The organism is Candidatus Enterococcus myersii (assembly GCF_017316025.1).
GTDB lineage: Bacteria > Bacillota > Bacilli > Lactobacillales > Enterococcaceae > Enterococcus_C > Enterococcus_C montenegrensis.
Genome location: NZ_JAFLVT010000018.1, coordinates 35,067 through 54,959, shown reverse-complemented (window position 1 = coordinate 54,959; position 19,893 = coordinate 35,067). Strand labels below are relative to the sequence as shown.

Here is a 19,893-nt window from a genome sequence, read left to right as displayed (position 1 = left end):
ATTTCATTTAAATACTCGTGATAATTAAAAAATCCAAAAGCGAAGTTTTATTGCCTGAGCTTTTGGATTTTTTAGTAGCTTAAAAATAGTTTCCCGATTTTTCTAATATTTTTACAGGGGTGTAAAAAAAATCAGAACTTTTATTTCTATTAAATTGTTAGAATTTTATTAGATAAGGGGGAGTTATATGAGGAAAACAAAATTTACGAAAAAAATGATTTTAGATAAAGCCGCAAAGTTTGTTCAGACATATGGCTTTGATGAATTGACGACCCGTAACTTAGCCGACTATATGAAAATGAGTACCCAGCCAATTTACAAACAATTTGATTCGATGCATGATTTAAAACAAGCATTGGTCATCAATTATTTTGCCAAAATTAATCAAAGTTTTGCAAAAGTCGATTATGCGAATGGTTTAGCTGACTTTGCCTTACATTTTGTCGTTTATAATCAGAAATGTTATGAATTGTTTTTACATATCTTTTTTTATCCTAAAAAAAAGAGCACAACTTGTCGTACGATTCAAACAATTTCCCAACAATTCTTTTATGATTTGATTCAAGCTGACCCCAAATTATGCCAGTTATCTACAAGTCAGCAACAGCAATTACAAGAGAAGTATTTTCTACTTCTAATTGGAAGTGTGCTGACCCATCGCCGTTTCATTGAAGTGCAGCAAGAAAAAGTTATGTTGTTGCAACTAAATGATTTAGTAGACAATCTAACCCAACATATCGCCAAACAAAATTAATGAAGTCTTTTAGTAAAGTAGAAGTAGCCAAATTGTAATAATGGCTATCTGCTAGCTAAAAGGCTTTTTTATTGTGGTAAGAAAATCTCATAAAGGGGGATTTCTTTACTATTATTTGATGGAGGATTGTAAAATAGCTGTATTTTGCTACTCTGAATAAAGAGAGACGAAATAAATGGGGTTAGGGGCGATTTGATGAACTTAAGGTCACTACTAAGTAAAAGCATGCTACGGCATTTACACTTATTAGAATTACTACATGAAAGTCAATATGGACTACCAACAGATACGCTAATAAAGGAATTGCAATGTTCATTACCAGTCTTATTAAACGATATACGTCTGATTAATGAAGAACAAGATATCGCACAAATTGAGAAATATAAAGGATTACATCAGCTTAAAATGCAAAAATCATCCTCCGTTAGTCGTTTGTATGCTGAATTTTTGCGGCGATCCTCGGAGTTTCAGATTTTTGAGGCTTTATTATACGAGCAGCACGATAATATTACCGAACTGGCAGGAGAATTATATTTAAGTGTTTCCAATACGCAACGTTACTTGAAAAAAATTCAAGCTGCTCTAAAAGAAATCGGCGTTGAATTAAAACATCGCCCTTTACGCTTGGAAGGAAAAGAAAGTACTATTCGGCAACTCTATTATCGTTATTTTTCAGAAAAAAATTATCAATTGGAAATTAGTTTGCCAACCCTTACAAAAGAGCAACAAAATCTGTTGATCGACTTTGTAAAAGCGTTTCTTCAAAAAAATGGTTTTTTACAAAAACATATTTTTGTTCATCGTTTGGTTTATAATTTATACATTAGCTTATGGCGGATTAAAAATCACCATCATTTCTCAAAATGGCAACTACAAAATGAAGGTATTGCATTACCAACAGGAAGTGTGGCAACACAATTTCAGCAGTTGGTTTTTCAAGCTTTTAACTTTGCTTATGATGAGCAAAATTGCAAAGATTCATTTTGGCTTTTATATAGTGACAGCTTAATTTTGAACACAAATCAATTGGCAGCAATTTTGCAAAATAATGAACGCGGCAAGACTCATTTTGCCATTCACCAGCAACTGGTTGCCAAGTTTAGTGGACTGTTGACAAAACCCTTAACAAAAGAGGAACAAATAGAGCTTAGTTGTATTTTGCAAAATTTTTCTTTTCTCTATGCAACTGATGGTACTTGTGTAAATATTCTTCGTCTTGATAAAAAAGATTTCGTTGTCGCAATGGCAAAAATATATCCCTTTGGTGTAGAGAAAATTAAACAATTAGTAACAGATATTGCCACGAGCTATCATTTTTATTTTGAAAAAGACTTCATTATTGCTTATGTATACTGGCTTATCACCTTTGTACCAGATTGGATGAAAAAAATAAAATTAAGTCACAAGAGAGTTAAGATTTTGCTGCTTTCGAGTTTGTCGCCTACCGCAGAAAGCTACTTAGCTATGCAGATTACCAAAAAAATTTATGGTAATTTTGAAATAGTGCAAGGAAATCAAGCTGAAAAAGACTTCATGACAGAAATTAGCCACTATGACTTAATTTTAACCACAGAAGACTTGAAACTAGATGATAATTTGGCTGTGCTACATATCGACTCGTATTTGTCTTGGCACAATATTTTTTTAATACAAGAAAAAGTCAGTGAATTAACTGAAAATATGACCGAATTAGCGGAAAAGGTATCTTAAAAAGTGTTTTAGCGGTAAAAAAGACCGAATTATTTTAAAGATAGCAGTGGCTATTTTTAAATTATTCGGTCTTTTAAAAGCATACCAGTAATATTTATTTTAATTGAAAATCAAGCGTGACAGGATTGTGATCAGAATAAGCAAAATCTGTATCTACCACTGCGACATTTTTAACCGCAATATTATCTGAAACAATAAAGCCATCGATCAAAGTCACGAAGGTGTGGCCTTTTTTATAAGCCTCATTTAAATTTCGCGCAGAAGGAACTTTGGCAGTTGCTAAATTGTTTACGGGAATATGAAATCCTTTGGGTAACTTGTCTTTTGGAAAAGGATGCGTCCAAGTCAAAGGCGTTTTGGCAGTGCCAAAAACCGCAGGAGCATCTCCTAAAATATCGTGATTAAAGTCGCCGGCAACTAAAACGTAATTGCCTTTTTCATATTCTGTTGTCAAAAAATCTGTGAGTTTTTTTAATTGTGCATTTTGAATAGCTTTGTTTTTGGTATATGCTGATAAATGAATGTTAATTAAGACTAATGCTTTACCATTTTTGACAGGAGTTTTTGTTACTGTAAAGGCACGGTCATAGTCTAAAATTTTTGTGACGCCTTTATCAATGGGCAGCTGGTAGCGTTTGGCCTGCATTAATGAACTCTTACTCAACGTAACTAAGCCAGATTTTGTTTTGCCAATGGGCTCAGAAAAAGGGTAGAAGAGATAAGGTGAGTCATAGTTTACCCCATAGACACTATTATAGTTACCAAATTTTTGTTGGAGCAAATTTACTTCGTTAACGTGATAAGAACGATCACCATTTTCGTCAACTTCTTGATAGAAGACTAAATCTGGCTTTTGTTTTTTTACGGATTTGGTAATTCCTGCCAGATTTTTATAAACAATCCCTTTATTATCAGCCCGGGATTGTGTCCCGCCATCCATAAAGAAACTGTAAGTCGGTGGATAAGAAGCGTAGCCAATATTATACGTTAGTGCGCGGTAATTTGTGTTTGTTGCTAGGGTTTTCTCTTGCTGGGCTTTGACATTTAAATTTACATTATCGGCAATACGATGATAACTCAAAAAGACATACCCTAAATATCCGCTTACTACTAAAAGAAACGTGCCTATGAGTAGTAAAATTATTTTCAACCATTTTTTCATTTTCTTACCTCCTGGTAGTTATCCTACACAAAATCATAAAAACTGTCACACGATTGAATTTACGAATTATTTTTTAGATTTTTTTTACTAGAGTTAACTTTAATGAAGTATTTTCAAGCAGTTTGGGGTATAATCCCCAACAAGAGGTGATGTGCGTGGCTTGGACGAAAGAAGAAAAAATAGCTGCTTATGAATTATTATTACTGCAACAAAAAGGATTACTTGAAATCGAGGATGATCTATTGGCAAATCTCGCCAATTCCTCTGCTTTATTAAAGGAAACCTTGCCGGATACTGTATTTTCTGGCTACTATCTTTTTAAAGATGATCAGTTAATTTTAGGACCATTCCAAGGGCGCGTTTCCTGTACCCGCATTCAAATGGGGAAGGGTGTTTGTGGTGAAAGCGCTCAAAAACGACAAACAATTATCGTAGCCAATGTGAAAGAACATGAAAATTATATTTCCTGTGACTCTGCTGCGCTGTCTGAAATTGTCGTGCCTTTGGTTAAGAATAATGAATTAATCGGAGTCTTAGATCTTGATAGTAGTAAAACAGGTAGCTATGATGAAATTGATCAAAATTTTTTAGAAGAATATGCACAACTACTAATGCAATAAACAAAGTAGCTAAAAGAAAAATTACACAGACAATACGAAGAACAATTCATTAAAAATTAATACTTTTTAATTTTTATTAGTTTAAAAAACTCTGGATAACAGTCTTTACGAGCTGTTTTCAGAGTTTTTTTGTCTTTTTTGTTAAAAACACTTGGCAGTATAATTAAATAATGGTATATTTATATTATAAAATAATGAAAATAAAGTTATAAAAGGAGAAACAATGAACAGAGATAATATTAGTTTAGGTCATGTATATGAATGTAAACCAGTCGGACTACAACGTCGTGTTATTGGTGAAGTTGTTAAAAAATTGGAGAATTGTCTAGTATTAAGCGTTGAAAAATATGATTTGGTTGATCATGATGAAATTCAAGAACGCTTTGGGAAAGTTGTTGTGAAATACTCAGAGGTTTATGGCAAAGCTGAAGTGGAATGTTTCTTTAGTTAAGCCAAACTAAGATTTTTAGAAAAAAACAGGAGTCTAAAAATCAAAAAAAGACTTCAAAAAGTAGCTTGTAAGAATACACTGCTTTTTGAAGTCTTTTTATAGTTTAGCCTGCGATAGTTAAAGAGGTGCCATACACCTGAGCTAACTTTTTATTTAAGACAACAAAGAATAGATCCAGTTAAAAGGGATAAAAAATAGTTTTTCCAAATTAAAGACCTCCTTTTTTATCATTTTAACATGCAAAGGAATTACATAATGATGAACTTTTTTTACAGTTTGGCAAAAATTAAGACAAAAGTGACAAAAATATAACAGCGGATAAATCATTTTTTACGGGACAATCAATATGAAATAGTGCACTAAATTTAGTTAAAGAGATTAATCTTTGCAAAAAAATATTTATTGTTTTGTCATGTTAAAATAATTGGACTATTGGTATCATTATACTGGCAAAGAAACTGAAGGAAATATTTGTTTTTTTATCAAATTTGACATTTTTAAGTAACCGGTTTACCATAACGGATATAAAAACGCTTTAAAAATGGGAGGACAACACAGGTGAATGCTCCAAATCTTATATTTGATGTAACTTTTTTGGATGAAAGCATGGGCTACACAAAAGAAATACTATTAATTGATTTGCAAAAAATGGGTTTTAAAGGAATCACTATTCACCACAAAATGCTTGAAGAAGTAACAAAAACAGATGAAATAAAAAAAATAGTGGCCATGGCACAAAAATTAGGGTTAAAAATTAGTTATGTTATTGAAGATGAATTGTTTAAAATGGGCCGGTTAAATAAAATGGTGCCGCATTATTTAATGGAAGCTAAAAATTTAGGAGCAACAGAGCTAATTTTAACGATTGGTGACTATAGCCCAGCTGGATTAAAAGCCCTTAGAAAATTAGATTCATTGGCCATTACAATTACAGTAACCAACGATCAAGCTTATCCATCAGGAAGACTTGATAAGATTGCAGAGTTTCTTTTAGCAGTTAAAGTACTTCCTATTAATCTAGGCTATCTATTTAATCTTGGAAATTGGCGCTTTGTTGGAGAAGATGAGCAAGTTGCCGTAGACATGCTAAAAGAGTATATCACAGAAATTTTTTTGCAAGATGTTACATATATTAATGAATTACCGGTCATAACAACACCAGATTGTGGCTTTGTTGACTGGCGACAAGTTTTGCGCTGCTTACCAGCCAATGTAGATATTGTTCTTTCGTTTCCAACTACTTCTCTTGCTGAGATTAAAAAAGTGAGAGACCTAGTGCTGGAACATAACGCTATTCCTTCAGTAGAAGCGAGCTAGAAAAATTAGTTTTCATTTTATTGTTAAAAATATAATCATCTATACAAACCATGCTTAAAAGGAGTTGATCTTCTTTTGAGCATGGTTTTTTTTGAAGGGCGTCGACTTTATAATCATGTTTCATTGATATGACAAGCGCCAAATAAAAATGACTGGCAGATTAAAAAAAGAAGTGCAAAACCACTTTTGTGATTTTGCACTTCTTTTATGGAGACGGCGGGAGTCGAACCCGCGTCCAAACACATCGCCACCCAAAAGACTACGCTCATAGTCCGCTCTTTTGAAATTCGCTTAGTAAAACGCCGAGAGACAGGCTTTTTACGTTGCTAGTCTGATAATCTCTGCTAAGTTTTACAGACGGAAAAACTTAGTGTATCCCACTAAATTTGAGACCCTTACCCGAGCACATGGGCGATGCCGGGAGGATCTACGCTAACTGTTTTTAGGCAGCTAAAGCGTAAGAGTTTTCGTTTTTAGCAGTTATATTTAACTGTAACGTTTTAACGTAGCCGTAACCTACGAAGCGCCATTCGAGCTCGAACTATGCCTGTCGAATCCGTAACGTCCCCAAAATAAAGGGCATTACAGCAAAAATAATTATAACATGAAAGCCAGACTGTGAAAAGTCTGGCAACCTTTTTTACTAAATTAATTCAAAATGTTTTAAGGCGTGGATAATGCCGCCTTCGGTATTTTTTTTCGTAATAAAATCAGCTTTTTCTTTTAATACGTCAACTGCATTACCCATGGCAATTTTAATATCACAAGCCTCAAAAAGAGCTAAGTCGTTGGGGCCATCACCAAAAGCGTAAGAAGGAACGTCAGTCAATTGTAGTTTTTCTTGCAGAATTTTTACAGCGTTACCTTTTGAAACAGTTTTTTTAACAGTGTCAAGAGAAAAAGGGGTATTACGATAAAAATTCAGTTGTGGAAATTGGCTCGTGTAATAGGTGTCATTGTCTTGGCCTAAGACAAGGAGCATGTTAACGGGTTTGGTTAAATAACCTTCTGGATCAATAGGCGGAACAGGGGTGTGGATAAAGTCATAGGCACCTAGCAAAAATTCATTGTGCGCATTACACCAGATTTCCTTTTCATTGTAAAAAGAAATAACATCGTTGTTTTCTTTAACGGCGTCGTAAACTTCTTTAATTAGTTCTTTATCATATACATCTGAAAAAATAATATCACCAGCGACGCGAATAAAGGCGCCATTCATAATAATATCGCTATCGATATTGGCCTCTTTCATAATCGCTGCAACTTCAACTTCAGTTCGTCCGGTTGCGATTACCGGTAAGATGTTGTTTTCTTTTAATTGTGTCATGGCTTCTTTAATTTCAGGACGGACTTGCGATTTATCATCTAGTAAAGTACCGTCTAAATCAAAAAAAGCAGTGGCTTTATAAGTCATTTGCATTTCTCCTTTTTTGCGAGTTGAATAAAGCTGAGGTAGATAACAAGGCATAGGTCATATGTTTTAGTCAAACTACCAAAAAATAAATTAATCTTCCTTATCACTTTAGCAAAATAATCACAGGCTTACTAGTAATTTTACTGGAAAAGTAAGCGAAATAGAAAATTGGAGTAGTTTTTAGAAAGCCGATTTATAAATGGATTTGATAGTGCCATTTAACAGTTATTGGCGCATATAAAAGGCAACAGTCAAATCTAAAGTGTGTTCTTTGTATTTTTCTTAGCAAAGGGTGAAAAAATCGGCAAGCTTGCTTGAAGAAAATGTGAAGTTGTTGGTCTTGCTTATAAATTTCAGTTATACTATGGGCAAGGAGTGAAGCAGTTGTGATTTTTTTATACGTTGGCGTCATTATGCTGGTTATTGGCTTTTGTTTCTTTTTATTTCCAGCGAAAAAGCCAAATCCAATTTACGGCTATCCCTCAATTTTAGCAAAGAAAAATGTTGGAAATTGGCGGTATGCTCAGAAAATAAATGGCCTTTTTTTATTAGGGATTGGCTTGTTTTGTACATTGATTGGATATTTACTAAAAGAAACGGGGAATACCAATTATTTTATTGCGGAAATGCTTTTAATTCCATTACCGATTATTGGTGTTTTTGCTGGAACAGAGGAACTGTTACAGCGTTTTGATCGTCGCCATACAGCAAAAGAGAAGGAAAGGTAGGGGACAAAAATGAATATTTTAATGATTGAAGACAATGAAGCTGTTTCAGAAATGATGCAGATGTTTTTTCTAAATGAAGGTTGGGAAGCAACTTTTAAATATGATGGGCAAGAAGGTTTAGACGCTTTTTTGGCACAACCTGGACACTGGGACATGATTACCTTGGATTTAAATTTACCCGGTTTAGACGGAATGGCAGTGGCGCGGGAAATTCGTAAAATTTCCAAGACTGTACCGATTATCATGTTGACGGCTAGAGACTCAGAAAGTGATCAAGTGATTGGCTTAGAGATGGGGGCAGATGATTATGTGACCAAACCCTTTAGTCCATTGACTCTGATTGCGCGTATGAAGGCTTTACATCGCCGTAGTGAGCTGGCGGAAAAAGTAGCTACAGAAAAAGATGATGATGAGACTTTTGATATTGTCACAAAACACTTCAAAATGAACACGAAAACCAGAGAAGCTTATTTAGATGATACCCTGATTGACGGATTGACACCAAAAGAGTTTGACTTACTTTATACTTTAGCGAAAAAACCGCGTCAAGTTTTTTCACGGGAACAGTTACTGGAATTAGTTTGGGATTACCAATACTTTGGGGATGAGCGCACAGTAGACGCTCATATTAAAAAATTGCGTCAAAAAATTGAAAAAGTAGGACCACAAGTGATTCAAACGGTCTGGGGTGTTGGCTATAAATTTGATGATTCTGGGGTGGCATAATGCGCTACCTTTATCAGCAGTTAATGGCTTTTTGGGTCGTAATTGCCGTAATTTTATTAATTGTTGGTATTTCTTTTACCCAATTGACCAAACAGACCATGGAAGATAATAATTATCGGCAATTATTCGGTTACGCAGAATCGGTGGCTAAAACTGCGCAAAACTATGCGGAGTTGCCCAATGCTGGGGCTACAACGCCAGATGAAAGTCTTCATAATTCTTTGATGTTTACAGAACTTGCGTTAAATCAACAAGACGTTAATTTTGTTTTTGTGGATAAAAGTGGCAAGTCTACCTACCCCACGAATGCTAACGTTCATTTTTCGATTACCAAAACGCAGTGGACGGCGTTAAAAGCTGGCGAGCGACAGAAAAAAACTTCAGATACCAATGTATTTGGTGAACATGAAGTTACCTCCTATGCTATGGTTCCTTTTAATTTAGAAGGGGAATTTTACGGTGCGCTAATTGTGACGCAGCCGGCAAAAAACATTTCAGATAGCGTGAACGCAGTTACCTTGAACTTGTTTAAAGGTTTTATTATTTCAAGTGTGATTGCATTAATCATCAGCTATTTTTACGCTAGTATGCAGGTACGGCGGATTAATCGCATGAAAAAGGCGACTAAAGAAATTGCCAGTGGAAATTTTGATGTACAGCTGCCCGTTCACGATAAAGATGAATTTGACGAACTAGCAGATGATTTTAATAAAATGACGGTTTCTTTAAAGGAATCACAAGAAGAAATCGAACGGCAAGAAGAGCGGCGTAAACAGTTTATGGCAGATGCTTCTCACGAAATGCGTACACCGTTAACTACTATTAATGGTTTACTAGAGGGGCTAGAGTACAACGCCATTCCTGAAAATCAAAAGGAAAATGCAGTCCGTTTGATGAAGAATGAAACAGAACGCTTAATACGTCTCGTCAATGAAAATTTGGACTATGAAAAAATCCGGACCAATCAAATCTCAATTGTAGTTAAAAAATTTAATGGTACCGAAGCTTTAAAAAATATTTCAACCCAATTAGAGGCTAAAGCTGAAGCGGCAGGAGATAAGCTGCACTTTGAGGTTAAAGAACCCATCGAAGTATATGCTGATTATGATCGTTTCGTTCAAGTGGTGGTCAACATCATTCAAAATGCTATTCAGTTCACGCAAGATGGCGATATTTATGTGAATTTGAAAAAAGGCTACTTAGAAACGATCGTAGAGATTCAAGATACTGGCATCGGCATGACCGAAGAACAACAACGTAACATCTGGGATCGTTATTACAAAGCAGATCCTTCTCGAAAAAATCGTAAATTTGGTGAATCGGGTTTAGGTTTACCAATTGTCCAACAGCTGGTGCGTCTGCATAAAGGGACCATCAAAGTTGAAAGTAAATTAAATGAGGGAACGAAATTTACCATTACTTTCCCAGATATTGAAATTGTTGACGATACGAAAGAAAAATAAAAGAGGAGTAAATCCCCCTTGAAGCTTTTGCGGGATTTACTCCTCTTTTATAACTATAATTATAACGACTCGAAACGTATAAAATTTTTATGGCAACAAATTTCTTTGCGTTAGATTATCTAGCTTATCCTTTACAAATTAGCTTTTATTGATCATAAACCGAAAATTCAAAAATTTAAGTAACAATTTTAATTTTCTTGCCTTATGACTAAAAGCTGCGGATATTATTAAAGCCTTATTTAATTTAAAACAAGTAGAANNTTCTACTTGTTTTAAATTATCGACTAATGCCTCATCGGTGGTTAAAAGATAGATTACCAAGTCATCTTTTTCAATCAAATCGCGAAAAAGGTTGAAGAGTTGTTGACGTTGCGGGATATTTAAGGCGGTGGTGATATCTTCAAAACAGATAAATTTATTATTTGCTAATAAAGCACGAAAAAGCTGTAACTGAATGATTTCTACCATAGTTAAGCTTGCGACTTCTTTGTTTAAAAGTCCAGCGGTGATTTGAAGTTCTTTGGCTAAGGGCAGCTCGGTAATTTTTTGTTTATAAAACTTATTGGGAAAGCCCATTAATAGATTTTCAGTTATCGAAAGGTAAGGAATAAAATCAGGAGTTAAGCTGATTTTGCCAACATCTGCTGTGAGACGTTGTAATTCTCGCTGAAAATTTTGCTGGGCTTCTGATAACGTCCTACCATAAAAAACTTTAAAATTTTGTTGGCTAATTTTTTCCATAAAAACACTTCCTTTACTTTACATAAATAGCCTTTGCGCAAACTAAATAACAATTATTTACTTCAATAGCTTCTTAATGATGGAATCATGACGAATCAATTTATGCTCTTTTTTAATAAGCGTATTTTGGCTAATAAAGCCCCAAGGGGTAACCCAATACCAAAGTTAATTAGCAATAAAAGTAACGTTTGCCAAGCTGTTTTAGTAAAAATTTGTAGCCAATCACGATTGCTAATGAAAACTGTCTGAATTAAAAGCGGGTAGTCCTTTGGTAAGCGGACTCCAAATTTTATATTATTATTTAGATTTGCTAAATCATTGGATCGAATGATTTGTGCAGTATGGGTATGAATCAATTCACAAAGGCGTTGTACTAGTGGCTGGAAAATCAAAACAAGGCAAATTAGACAGCCAACAATGAAAAGCGCGGGTAAAACAAACTCGTAAGCAATTTGCAACGCAACTCGTAAATGAGAGCGACCTGAAGTAAAAAAAGTCTGTAGTTCTCGTTTGCGGCGAGTAAAAGCATGACCAGAAAACAAGAAGGTAAACAGCGTTAGCAAACTGACTGTTCCTAACACCACCAACCAATAAATATTTTTCATTTGTGTAAAGAAAAATTGGAGTGGGGCGCTCCATTGTTTATTTTCATTAATTGGGTTGTTGGCAAGTAAATCTTGGAGACCATAGTAAATGGCCTGAGCTGAATTGACTAAACACAGTGCAAAAAATAGTGCGACAGTCAAAAGAACTAGTACGATAAAATAAGGAAGATAGATTTTTTTATGGTAACGTAAACTGGCAACTGCATAATGAACTGTCCGCATCTTTTTCACCTCATAAAAATTATACGAGGTGAGTTTGAATAAAGTATGAAGTTGTTTTTGCAAAAAAAAGAAGTTCCGGTTAAAAACCGAAACTTCTTTTTATAAATTATTTATGACCTTCTGCTTCGTATTGTTTGTAGGTCTTAGTTTGGTATAAATCTTGAGTTGATTTATTCCCATGTTCGGAATAGACACTAGTTGATTTATTCCCTAATTTGCTTTCTTGTTTGCCTAATTGATCCAAAGCATTTTTATAGTTGAATTTTTCAGGATCTAATTCTTTTAAGTTATTACCGGTATAAAAACGCAGCAGATCACCATTATTGATCTGATCAGAAGTTGCTAATTGTTTCCCAACTTCATCTTTCCATTTTGTAACTTGTGTTTTCAACTGTTCATCTGGAGCAGTAATCGCTTGAGCAGTTGCGTTATCGTATAGCGTTCCACCGTAATAAGTGTATTTGTCAGTAACAAAATCACCATCGCGGAAAGCTACAAGTTGTTCGTGTTGTTTTGAAAGTAAGTCTTGACCTAGTTGAATGTAATCTTTGGTATCCACACCCAGTAAGTGTAATAAGGTTGGTAAGGCATCAACTTGACCACCATAAGTATGGTTAATGCCACCTTTTGATTGACCAGGTATATGAATCATATAAGGAACCCGTTGCATTTGAGCATCGTCAAAACCTGTCCATGTTTCTTTATCTTTACCTAATAGTTCAGCTAAGTTTTTATTCCGTGAAGTTGAAATACCATAGTGATCACCGTATAAAACAATTACAGAGTTATCATATAAGCCACTAGCTTTCAAGTAATGGAAGAATTCTTCCACTGCGCGATCTAAGTAGTTAGCTGTAGCGAAGTAGCCGTTAATTGTTTCATCGTTTGTATCTGCCATTGGGAAACCTGCTTCATCATTTGTAAATTGTGAGTAAGGGAAGTGGTTTGAAACGGCAATAAATTTTGAATAAAACGGTTGTTGCAATTGTTCCAAGTATTTAACAGATTGTTCAAAGAATGGCTTATCATGTAAACCGTATTGGAATGAGTTACTGTCATTTACATCGTAGTAAGAAGCATCAAAGAAGTTTTGATAGCCCCAACGTTTATACGTTTCATTTCGATTCCAGAAAGTTCCGGCATTACCATGAAAGACGGCACTGGAGTATCCAAGTGTTTGATTTAGAATGTTTGGCGCAGATTGGAAAGTATTTTTTCCACCTAATTGGGTCATCAAAGCACCTTGATTTAAACCAAATAATGAGTTGTCCATTAATGTTTCAGCGTCCGAAGTTTTTCCGGCCTTCACTTGATGGAAGAAATTATCAAAGCTAAAAGTACTCTTGCTATGATATAAACTGTTGATAAATGGCATTACTTCATGTTCTTTACCTTCAGCATCTTTTAATTTGTAGTCAATTAAAAATTGTTGCGTACTTTCTAAATGAATGTAAATAACGTTTTTGCCTTTGGCCATCCCAAAGTATTCACTATTTGGTGCTGCATAATGACTTTTGACATAGCTTTGGGCTTCTTTCATGTCATTGGCACTTGCTTGAGCCCGAACTTGAGAAGCTTGATAGGTTTGAACACCGTCATAAACGGTAAAAGCGTTAATCCCTAAATATTTGACCAAATAATCACGAGAGAATGTTCGCGTTAATAATTCTGGGCGATCAACTTCAGCTAAGAATAAGTTACCAGAGAAGATCATCACAGATAACGTGGAGATAGCAAATGCCATCCGCGCGCGAACGGGACGATCATCCATCTTAATCTTTTTAGCAAATAGCATGGCAACAAGTACCAAGATATCAACGAAGTAAAGTAAATCATAAGGGCGGAACAAGCGAATGGCACTTTCACCTAAACCGCTAGCAACTTTACCAGCTCCAAGCATGGTATTAATTGTGATAAAGTCGGTGAATTCACGGTAATATGAAACGTTAGCAAAAAGCAATAACGACATCAAAAAGTAAATCACCATCATAGTTATATAAGAAGCTTTTGTGCGTCTGACATATAATGCAATGGACAACAAGAATAAAGTTGTCGCGATTGGATTAATGAATAAGATGAAGTATTGACGCATACTTTCAATGCCTAAGTTAAAATCAACAAAATAGGCAAAAATGTTTTTGGCCCAAAAAAGAACGGCTAATAAGGTAAAGAAGCCCAGCCGTTTATTTAAGAAAGCGGGAGTTTTAATATTTTTCACTGTTTTATCCTTCCTTTTCCAAGTCTGCTTTTGCAAGCTGTAATGAAAAAATGAAAATATACACTGTTTACATTTTACTAATCTGATTTTTTTCTGTCAATTGAAATTGTGATAAGGCCAATTAATTAAGTAATTCTTTAACTTCATAAAGCACAGACAAATGCTGTTATTTTTGCTATACTTTTTTTGAAAGAAGAGCAGGTGAAAGTATGAAAATTCAAATGAATAAATTCGGCGTTAAAAAATTACGCCAACACTATCCATTAATTCAAGCAGATGATATTGCCACAGATCTAAAAATGAAATCCGGCTGGGTGGACTTTATGGATCAAAAAGGCAATTTTTTGGCCAAGGGGTATCTTGGTAAACAAAATAAAGGTATCGGTTGGGCGCTAACTTGGCAAGAAGAAGCCATTGATCACAGGTTTTATACTCAGGTATTTGCCAAAGCCAAGGCAATTCGCCAAGCATTTTTTAATGACGAAAAAACGACGGCATTTCGCATTTTTAATGGTGAAGGTGATGGGCTAGGGGGGATTACAATCGAGTGGTATGACCATTATGTTGTTTTTTCTTGGTACAACGATACTTTATATGAAGAAAAAAATAAAATTGTCGCTGCCTTTAAAGAAATTTATCCGGAAGTTTTAGGCGCCTATGAGAAGATTCGCTTTCACAGTGAGCTGCCAGAATCGCAATATGTATATGGCAAAAAAGCACCAGAACCGTTAATTGTAAAAGAAAACTCTGTCAATTTTGCGACCTATTTAAACGAAGGGTTAATGACAGGAATCTTTTTAGATCAGCGACAAGTACGGGGCCTTTTAGTAGATGGTCTAGCAGCTGGAAAAACGGTTTTAAATATGTTTAGTTATACAGGAGCATTTTCAATCGCGGCAGCTATGGGGGGAGCACTTCATACAACAAGCGTTGATTTGGCCAAGCGTAGTTTGCCAAAAACAAGGGAGCAATTTGAGGTAAATGGACTTGACTTAGCAGCACAAAAAATTCATGTGATGGACGTTTTCAATTATTTTTCCTATGCTTTAAAAAAAGGGTTGAAATACGATGTAATTGTCTTAGATCCGCCAAGTTTTGCCCGCAATAAAAAACAGGTTTTTAAAGTAAAAAATAATTACGGTCAGTTAATCGCTGACAGTCTGCCAATTTTGACGGATGAAGGAATCATCATCGCCTCTGCCAATACGGCTAATGTTACCTTAGAGAAATTCCAACAGATGATTGAAAAAGAGTTTGTTACTGCCAAGGTTGACTACAAATTATTGGACATAAAACGTTTGCCAGCTGATTTTCATATAAGCCAAACATTTTTAGAGGGCAATTATTTGAAAGTTTTAATTTATCAAGTGAAACAATAACAGACCTCAGTTACGGCTGAGAATGAAAATGAATGTTAAAAGGGGCGAAAAAAATGCAAGTTACGTTAAAAAATGTAACCTTTGGTAAGGGCGTGCCGAAAATTTGTGTGCCACTTACCGGTAAAGATAGTCAAACACTCTTAGCACAAGCACAATTGGCAGCAACTTCAGTTTGTGAAGTAGTAGAATGGCGTGTGGATTATTTTACAGACTTTTCAAATCAAAGCGCTGTATTAGAAGTTTTATCTCATCTTAAAACAGCGTTACAAGATAAAATTCTCCTATTTACTTTCCGAACATTAAAAGAAGGCGGAAAAGCTGACTTATCGTTACGGGAATACCAAAATCTTTATGTTGCGGTAGCCGAAAGCGGCTTGGTTGATATTGTTGATGTGGAATTGGAGCGAGCTGAGTTTTTAGGCCGAGGCTTTTTAAATCAGTTAAAAAAACAAAAAACAGCACTGCTTTTGAGTAGTCATAATTTTGACAAAACGCCAGCTGATGGAGAATTAGTCATGAAATTAGGCGTAATGCGCCAGTTTGATGCTGATTTTGGAAAAATTGCGGTAATGCCCCATTCTTTAAAAGATGTATTGCAAATTATGGGCCTTTCTCAAAAAATGCAGGGCTTAGCTAGTGTACCGCTTATTTTAATTGCCATGGGGGATTTAGGTAAAATTACGCGGGTTGCAGGTGAGTTGATGGGGTCAGTCATGACATTTGCCGCATTAGAAGAAAGTTCTGCACCAGGGCAAATCGATATTACAGAAATGTCCCGAATTTTAGCGGCTTTGTCACTAGAGGAGTGAGTTGTTGTGGCAAAAAAGAAAGTAGTTAAAACGAATGCTATTCGCTTGGTGGAGCAAAAAAAGATTGCCTATCATGAGTATTCTTATGAGTGGAGTGAAAATCATTTAGGCGCAGCAGAGGTAGCGACAAAATTAGGTCAAAACCCCGCTCAAGTTTTTAAGACGTTGGTAGCCATCGGCAATAAGACCGGTGTAATTGTCGCAGTAATTCCAGGTAATCATGAGCTGGATTTAAAAAAACTGGCTAAAGCCAGTGGCAATAAAAAAGTTGACATGCTACATTTAAAAGACTTGGAACAAACAACAGGCTATATTCGAGGTGGTTGTTCGCCAATTGGCATGAAAAAGTTGTTTCCAACTTTTATTGATCAAACAGCAAAAACATTTCCTACTATAATAATTTCTGCAGGCAAGCGTGGCTTGCAACTAGAAATTGCTGTGGGGGATTTAGAAGGGTTAGTACAAGGAGAACTTGTTGATTTAATCGAATAGATAAATAACACGATATCAGACTTATCCCGAGTTCAAAAAGTTAGAGCAAAAATCTAACAGCTTGAGTTTGAGATTTTTACACACCTGACATCGTGTTTTTTTTGTAAGCCATCAGAAAAGTATGAAGTGTTCACATGAATAAATCACCTGATGACAACAGGTTGTTTATGTCTAGTTTTTCAAACGACCTCTTTTTTTCCTTAACTCTCCAAAAATTTTGCGCTTATGTTAGCGTTAGGGGAAGTTTACGCACTTTTCTGATTAATATTTTTGCCAGCTGGCAACTTCTGCTGCATTTTTGCCAGCTACATGGCCTGTACATAAAGCAGTTGTAATATTATAGCCACCTGTATAACCGTTGACGTCCAATACTTCACCGGCAAAAAATAGTCCTTGGCAAAGTTTACTTGCTAAAGTTTTTGGAATCACCTCTTTTAAATTTACGCCACCACCAGTAACAAAAGCACGTTCCAGTGCAAAAGTACGAATAATGGGAATTTCAAAATTTTTGGCAAGTAAGACTAATTTTTCCAATTGGTCTACGGTCACTTTGTCAGCAGTCATATCATTTAAATCTAATTGATTAAGAAAAAATTGCAATAGGCGTTCTGGTAACCACTGTGATAAGGCATTCTTTAAGCTCTTTTTCGTTTCCAATCGTAAGGATAAGTCCGCTAACAGCTCTGCATTGGTTTGTTTAGGAAAACAATCCAAGCAGACTGGAACATGTGGGGCACCGTTACGCAGTTCTTGATTTATTGCATAGGAACAGCGAAGAGCAGCTGGACCAGAGAGACCAAAATGCGTAAAAAGTAAATCCATTGTATGACTCGTTACAATTTTTTTGCCCGCTAAAACACTTAATTTAACGTCTTGTAAGGATAGACCCTGCAAAGTTTTGCTTTGAATAAATGCAGCATCTGAAATTAATGGAGCCTCAGTTGGAAAAAGAGGGGTAACCGTATGTCCGCAGGATTTGGCCATTTTATAACCATCCCCGGTAGAACCAGTTCCAGGATAGGTTTTACCGCCAGTTGTAATAATGATACAAGGTGCGTTAAATTCTTCTTTATCACAACGAATCCCATAAACTTGTGTGTCATCATGAACCAACTTGGTAACGCTAGTATTAGTTAAAACGGTAACGTGAAGGCGTTTTAACTCTTCATATAAGGCATCGACGATTGTTTTAGCGCGGTCGGTAACAGGAAATACCCGTCCGTGATCTTCTTCTTTTAGCGCTACATTGCGACTGCTAAAAAATTCCATAATATCAGTATTGTTCCATTGTGCAAAGGTACTATATAAAAATTTTCCGTTACCCGGGATGTGGGTAATTAAATCATCAACGGGGCGATTATTCGTCACATTACAGCGGCCGCCGCCGGTTAAGAGCATTTTTTTACCCAGGCGTTTGTTTTTTTCTACTAATAAAACTTCTGCGTCATTTTCAGCTGCACTAATGGCAGCCATCATGCCAGCCGGCCCTGCTCCGATCACAATTACATCGTAATTTTTTTCCATGATTTCACCTCTGGCAAAAGTGTAGCATAGTTTTTAAGTTTGTTCTATTATCAAATAATTCTGACGATAAGGACGTTTTTTGGTAAAATAAAAACGTGACAAATATTTTACTTGGAGGGAAATTATGACAAACGCAAAAGAGTATATTCAACAAGTCCAACAAAGTCTTCACGAAAAAGATCGTGATCAAACAGAATTTTTACAAGCTGCAGATGAATTTTTCTCAACCATTGAGCCTTTTTTAGCAGAACATGATGAGTATCAAAAAAATAATTTGCTACAATTGATTACGTTGCCAGAACGCGTAATCCAATTTCGTGTACCGTGGCAAGACGACAACGGAAATTGGCAAGTAAACCGTGGTTACCGGATTCAATTCAACTCGGCGTTGGGACCATATAAAGGTGGCTTGCGTTTTCATCCAAGTGTGAATTTAAGTATTTTAAAATTTTTAGCTTTCGAACAAATTTTTAAAAATAGTTTGACAGATTTGCCAATCGGTGGTGGTAAAGGCGGTGCTGATTTTGATCCTAAAGGTAAATCTGATAATGAGATCATGCGTTTTTGTCAAAGTTTCATGACGGAACTTGCCAAACACGTTGGCCCAGATACAGATGTTCCAGCTGGAGATATTGGTGTTGGCGCTAGAGAAATTGGTTACTTGTTTGGCCAATATAAACGCTTAAAGCAATACGATGCTGGGGTTTTAACTGGAAAACCCTTGGAATTTTGGGGAAGTAAGGGGCGGACTGAAGCAACCGGTTATGGTGTCGTTTATTATGTCAAACATTTATTAGAAGATAAAAAAGACAGCTTTAAAGATAAAACAGTTATTGTTTCAGGGAGCGGAAATGTAGCGATTTATGCGATTGAAAAGCTAATGGAACTTGGTGCAAAAGCCGTGACTGTCTCTGATTCTAGTGGCTATGTTTATGATCCAGAAGGCATTGACTTAGACTTATTAAAAGAGGTCAAAGAAGTTCAGCGGGAACGTTTAACAGCTTATGTTAAAAATCGTTCGAATGCGCAATATTTTGACGGAGAATCAGTCTGGGATAGTGAAGTTAAAGCAGATATTGCCCTACCATGTGCTACGCAAAATGAAATTGATATTAAAAAAGCAAAATTAATGGCTGATAATGGCGTGAAGGTAGTCGCAGAAGGTGCCAATATGCCGTGCACGATGGAAGCTGCGGAATATTTTATTGAACAAAATATTTTCTATTGTCCAGGCAAAGCAGCTAACGCTGGCGGGGTAGCCGTTTCAGCGTTAGAAATGGCGCAAAATTCACAACGACAACAATGGAGTAAAGAAGAAGTTGATCGCCAGTTGGATGCGATTATGCTAAATATCTATCAAAATTGTCGGGATACGGCGGAACGTTACGGTAAGAAGGATAATTTAATGATGGGAGCCAATATTGCCGGTTTTGCTAAAGTAGCAAAAGCAATGTTAGCACAAGGACTTGTCTAAAGCTGGCAAACAGGTTGGTTTGTTGCGCTTTTCTTACAGTAAGTTACTTGAAAAAAAAGCATAAAAAACGTAAAGTAATACATG

At 35.8% G+C, this 19,893-nt stretch carries 17 protein-coding genes and 1 other RNA gene; 12 read left to right on the top strand and 6 right to left on the bottom strand.

Going from position 1 to position 19,893, the window contains the following annotated elements; translation table 11 throughout:
- The first annotated feature begins 187 nt into the window (after window positions 1-187).
- Together JZO76_RS11760 and JZO76_RS11755 are read left to right on the top strand one after the other, a co-directional pair.
- Window positions 188-754, top strand: coding sequence for a TetR/AcrR family transcriptional regulator (locus JZO76_RS11760; RefSeq protein WP_206904696.1), 567 nt, complete (start codon window positions 188-190; stop codon window positions 752-754).
- A 195-nt stretch (window positions 755-949) separates the two neighbouring features.
- On the top strand, window positions 950-2,464 hold the full coding sequence (locus JZO76_RS11755; protein ID WP_206904695.1) for a helix-turn-helix domain-containing protein: 1,515 nt from the start codon (window positions 950-952) through the stop codon (window positions 2,462-2,464).
- A gap of 94 nt (window positions 2,465-2,558) precedes the next feature.
- Here JZO76_RS11755 and JZO76_RS11750 read toward each other — a convergent pair whose 3' ends face one another.
- Entirely contained in the window at window positions 2,559-3,626 is a 1,068-nt protein-coding gene (locus JZO76_RS11750; RefSeq protein WP_206904694.1) for an endonuclease/exonuclease/phosphatase family protein, read from the bottom strand.
- Window positions 3,627-3,775: 149 nt separating this feature from the next.
- Between JZO76_RS11750 and JZO76_RS11745 the strand changes: the two genes are divergently transcribed.
- The 3 genes from JZO76_RS11745 (at window position 3,776) to JZO76_RS11735 (ending at window position 6,014) form a co-directional block, all read left to right on the top strand.
- Complete coding sequence (locus JZO76_RS11745) at window positions 3,776-4,246, top strand: GAF domain-containing protein (RefSeq protein WP_206905317.1); 471 nt, start codon at window positions 3,776-3,778, stop codon at window positions 4,244-4,246.
- A 223-nt stretch (window positions 4,247-4,469) separates the two neighbouring features.
- Window positions 4,470-4,697: a hypothetical protein gene (locus JZO76_RS11740; protein ID WP_206904693.1), complete on the top strand. Its 228-nt coding sequence runs from the start codon at window positions 4,470-4,472 to the stop codon at window positions 4,695-4,697.
- A gap of 558 nt (window positions 4,698-5,255) precedes the next feature.
- Complete coding sequence (locus JZO76_RS11735; RefSeq protein ID WP_206904692.1) at window positions 5,256-6,014, top strand: hypothetical protein; 759 nt, start codon at window positions 5,256-5,258, stop codon at window positions 6,012-6,014.
- Window positions 6,015-6,219: 205 nt separating this feature from the next.
- Here the strand turns inward: JZO76_RS11735 and ssrA are convergent.
- Window positions 6,220-6,583, bottom strand: a transfer-messenger RNA (tmRNA) gene (ssrA, locus tag JZO76_RS11730).
- A gap of 74 nt (window positions 6,584-6,657) precedes the next feature.
- The gene (locus JZO76_RS11725) at window positions 6,658-7,428 is read right to left on the bottom strand and encodes a Cof-type HAD-IIB family hydrolase (RefSeq protein WP_206904691.1); all 771 of its coding nucleotides are present in this window, start codon (window positions 7,426-7,428) and stop codon (window positions 6,658-6,660) included.
- 386 nt (window positions 7,429-7,814) lie between these two features.
- Between JZO76_RS11725 and JZO76_RS11720 the strand changes: the two genes are divergently transcribed.
- The 3 genes from JZO76_RS11720 to JZO76_RS11710 are packed head-to-tail and all read left to right on the top strand — an operon-like array spanning window position 7,815 to window position 10,345.
- A complete protein-coding gene (locus JZO76_RS11720) occupies window positions 7,815-8,156 on the top strand; it encodes an SdpI family protein (RefSeq protein ID WP_206904688.1) in 342 nt (113 codons plus the stop codon).
- A gap of 9 nt (window positions 8,157-8,165) precedes the next feature.
- Window positions 8,166-8,882, top strand: coding sequence for a response regulator transcription factor (locus JZO76_RS11715; RefSeq protein ID WP_206904686.1), 717 nt, complete (start codon window positions 8,166-8,168; stop codon window positions 8,880-8,882).
- Entirely contained in the window at window positions 8,882-10,345 is a 1,464-nt protein-coding gene (locus JZO76_RS11710; RefSeq protein WP_206904684.1) for a sensor histidine kinase, read from the top strand. The genes JZO76_RS11715 and JZO76_RS11710 overlap by 1 nt, the downstream gene beginning before the upstream one ends.
- A gap of 836 nt (window positions 10,346-11,181) precedes the next feature.
- On the opposite strand, the gene JZO76_RS11700 is transcribed toward JZO76_RS11710, so the two are convergent.
- Both JZO76_RS11700 and JZO76_RS11695 read right to left on the bottom strand, forming a co-directional pair.
- The gene (locus tag JZO76_RS11700; RefSeq protein ID WP_206904680.1) at window positions 11,182-11,913 is read right to left on the bottom strand and encodes a hypothetical protein; all 732 of its coding nucleotides are present in this window, start codon (window positions 11,911-11,913) and stop codon (window positions 11,182-11,184) included.
- 106 nt (window positions 11,914-12,019) lie between these two features.
- Window positions 12,020-14,131 (bottom strand): sulfatase-like hydrolase/transferase, encoded by a 2,112-nt coding sequence (locus JZO76_RS11695; RefSeq protein WP_206904677.1) that lies wholly within the window; start codon window positions 14,129-14,131, stop codon window positions 12,020-12,022.
- Between the two features lie 209 nt (window positions 14,132-14,340).
- On the opposite strand from JZO76_RS11695, the gene JZO76_RS11690 reads away from it, so the two are divergent.
- From JZO76_RS11690 to ybaK, 3 genes are read left to right on the top strand one after another with little or no spacing between them, the layout of a single operon-like run.
- Window positions 14,341-15,510, top strand: coding sequence for a class I SAM-dependent rRNA methyltransferase (locus JZO76_RS11690; RefSeq protein ID WP_206904675.1), 1,170 nt, complete (start codon window positions 14,341-14,343; stop codon window positions 15,508-15,510).
- 53 nt (window positions 15,511-15,563) lie between these two features.
- On the top strand, window positions 15,564-16,319 hold the full coding sequence (aroD, locus tag JZO76_RS11685; RefSeq protein WP_206904673.1) for a type I 3-dehydroquinate dehydratase: 756 nt from the start codon (window positions 15,564-15,566) through the stop codon (window positions 16,317-16,319).
- A gap of 6 nt (window positions 16,320-16,325) precedes the next feature.
- Window positions 16,326-16,811 carry a Cys-tRNA(Pro) deacylase gene (gene ybaK / locus JZO76_RS11680; protein ID WP_206904671.1) on the top strand — a complete coding sequence of 162 codons (486 nt, stop codon included), beginning with the start codon at window positions 16,326-16,328 and terminating at the stop codon, window positions 16,809-16,811.
- 261 nt (window positions 16,812-17,072) lie between these two features.
- Here ybaK and JZO76_RS11675 read toward each other — a convergent pair whose 3' ends face one another.
- Complete coding sequence (locus JZO76_RS11675; protein WP_206904657.1) at window positions 17,073-18,335, bottom strand: NAD(P)/FAD-dependent oxidoreductase; 1,263 nt, start codon at window positions 18,333-18,335, stop codon at window positions 17,073-17,075.
- A 124-nt stretch (window positions 18,336-18,459) separates the two neighbouring features.
- Here JZO76_RS11675 and gdhA point away from each other — a divergent pair, with 124 nt between their 5' ends.
- A complete protein-coding gene (gene gdhA, locus JZO76_RS11670) occupies window positions 18,460-19,809 on the top strand; it encodes an NADP-specific glutamate dehydrogenase (protein WP_206904654.1) in 1,350 nt (449 codons plus the stop codon).
- Window positions 19,810-19,893: the final 84 nt, after the last annotated feature.

What these genes read in the sequence shown, in the direction of transcription:
- JZO76_RS11740 (WP_206904693.1), top strand. Translation starts at nt 4,470, where the DNA reads ATGAACAGAGATAATATTAGTTTAGGTCATGTATATGAATGTAAACCA.
- JZO76_RS11750 (WP_206904694.1), bottom strand. Translation starts at nt 3,626, where the DNA reads ATGAAAAAATGGTTGAAAATAATTTTACTACTCATAGGCACGTTTCTT.
- JZO76_RS11675 (WP_206904657.1), bottom strand. Translation starts at nt 18,335, where the DNA reads ATGGAAAAAAATTACGATGTAATTGTGATCGGAGCAGGGCCGGCTGGC.
- JZO76_RS11710 (WP_206904684.1), top strand. Translation starts at nt 8,882, where the DNA reads ATGCGCTACCTTTATCAGCAGTTAATGGCTTTTTGGGTCGTAATTGCC.
- aroD (WP_206904673.1), top strand. Translation starts at nt 15,564, where the DNA reads ATGCAAGTTACGTTAAAAAATGTAACCTTTGGTAAGGGCGTGCCGAAA.
- gdhA (WP_206904654.1), top strand. Translation starts at nt 18,460, where the DNA reads ATGACAAACGCAAAAGAGTATATTCAACAAGTCCAACAAAGTCTTCAC.
- JZO76_RS11755 (WP_206904695.1), top strand. Translation starts at nt 950, where the DNA reads ATGAACTTAAGGTCACTACTAAGTAAAAGCATGCTACGGCATTTACAC.
- JZO76_RS11725 (WP_206904691.1), bottom strand. Translation starts at nt 7,428, where the DNA reads ATGACTTATAAAGCCACTGCTTTTTTTGATTTAGACGGTACTTTACTA.
- JZO76_RS11745 (WP_206905317.1), top strand. Translation starts at nt 3,776, where the DNA reads ATGTGCGTGGCTTGGACGAAAGAAGAAAAAATAGCTGCTTATGAATTA.
- JZO76_RS11690 (WP_206904675.1), top strand. Translation starts at nt 14,341, where the DNA reads ATGAAAATTCAAATGAATAAATTCGGCGTTAAAAAATTACGCCAACAC.
- JZO76_RS11715 (WP_206904686.1), top strand. Translation starts at nt 8,166, where the DNA reads ATGAATATTTTAATGATTGAAGACAATGAAGCTGTTTCAGAAATGATG.
- JZO76_RS11700 (WP_206904680.1), bottom strand. Translation starts at nt 11,913, where the DNA reads ATGCGGACAGTTCATTATGCAGTTGCCAGTTTACGTTACCATAAAAAA.
- JZO76_RS11760 (WP_206904696.1), top strand. Translation starts at nt 188, where the DNA reads ATGAGGAAAACAAAATTTACGAAAAAAATGATTTTAGATAAAGCCGCA.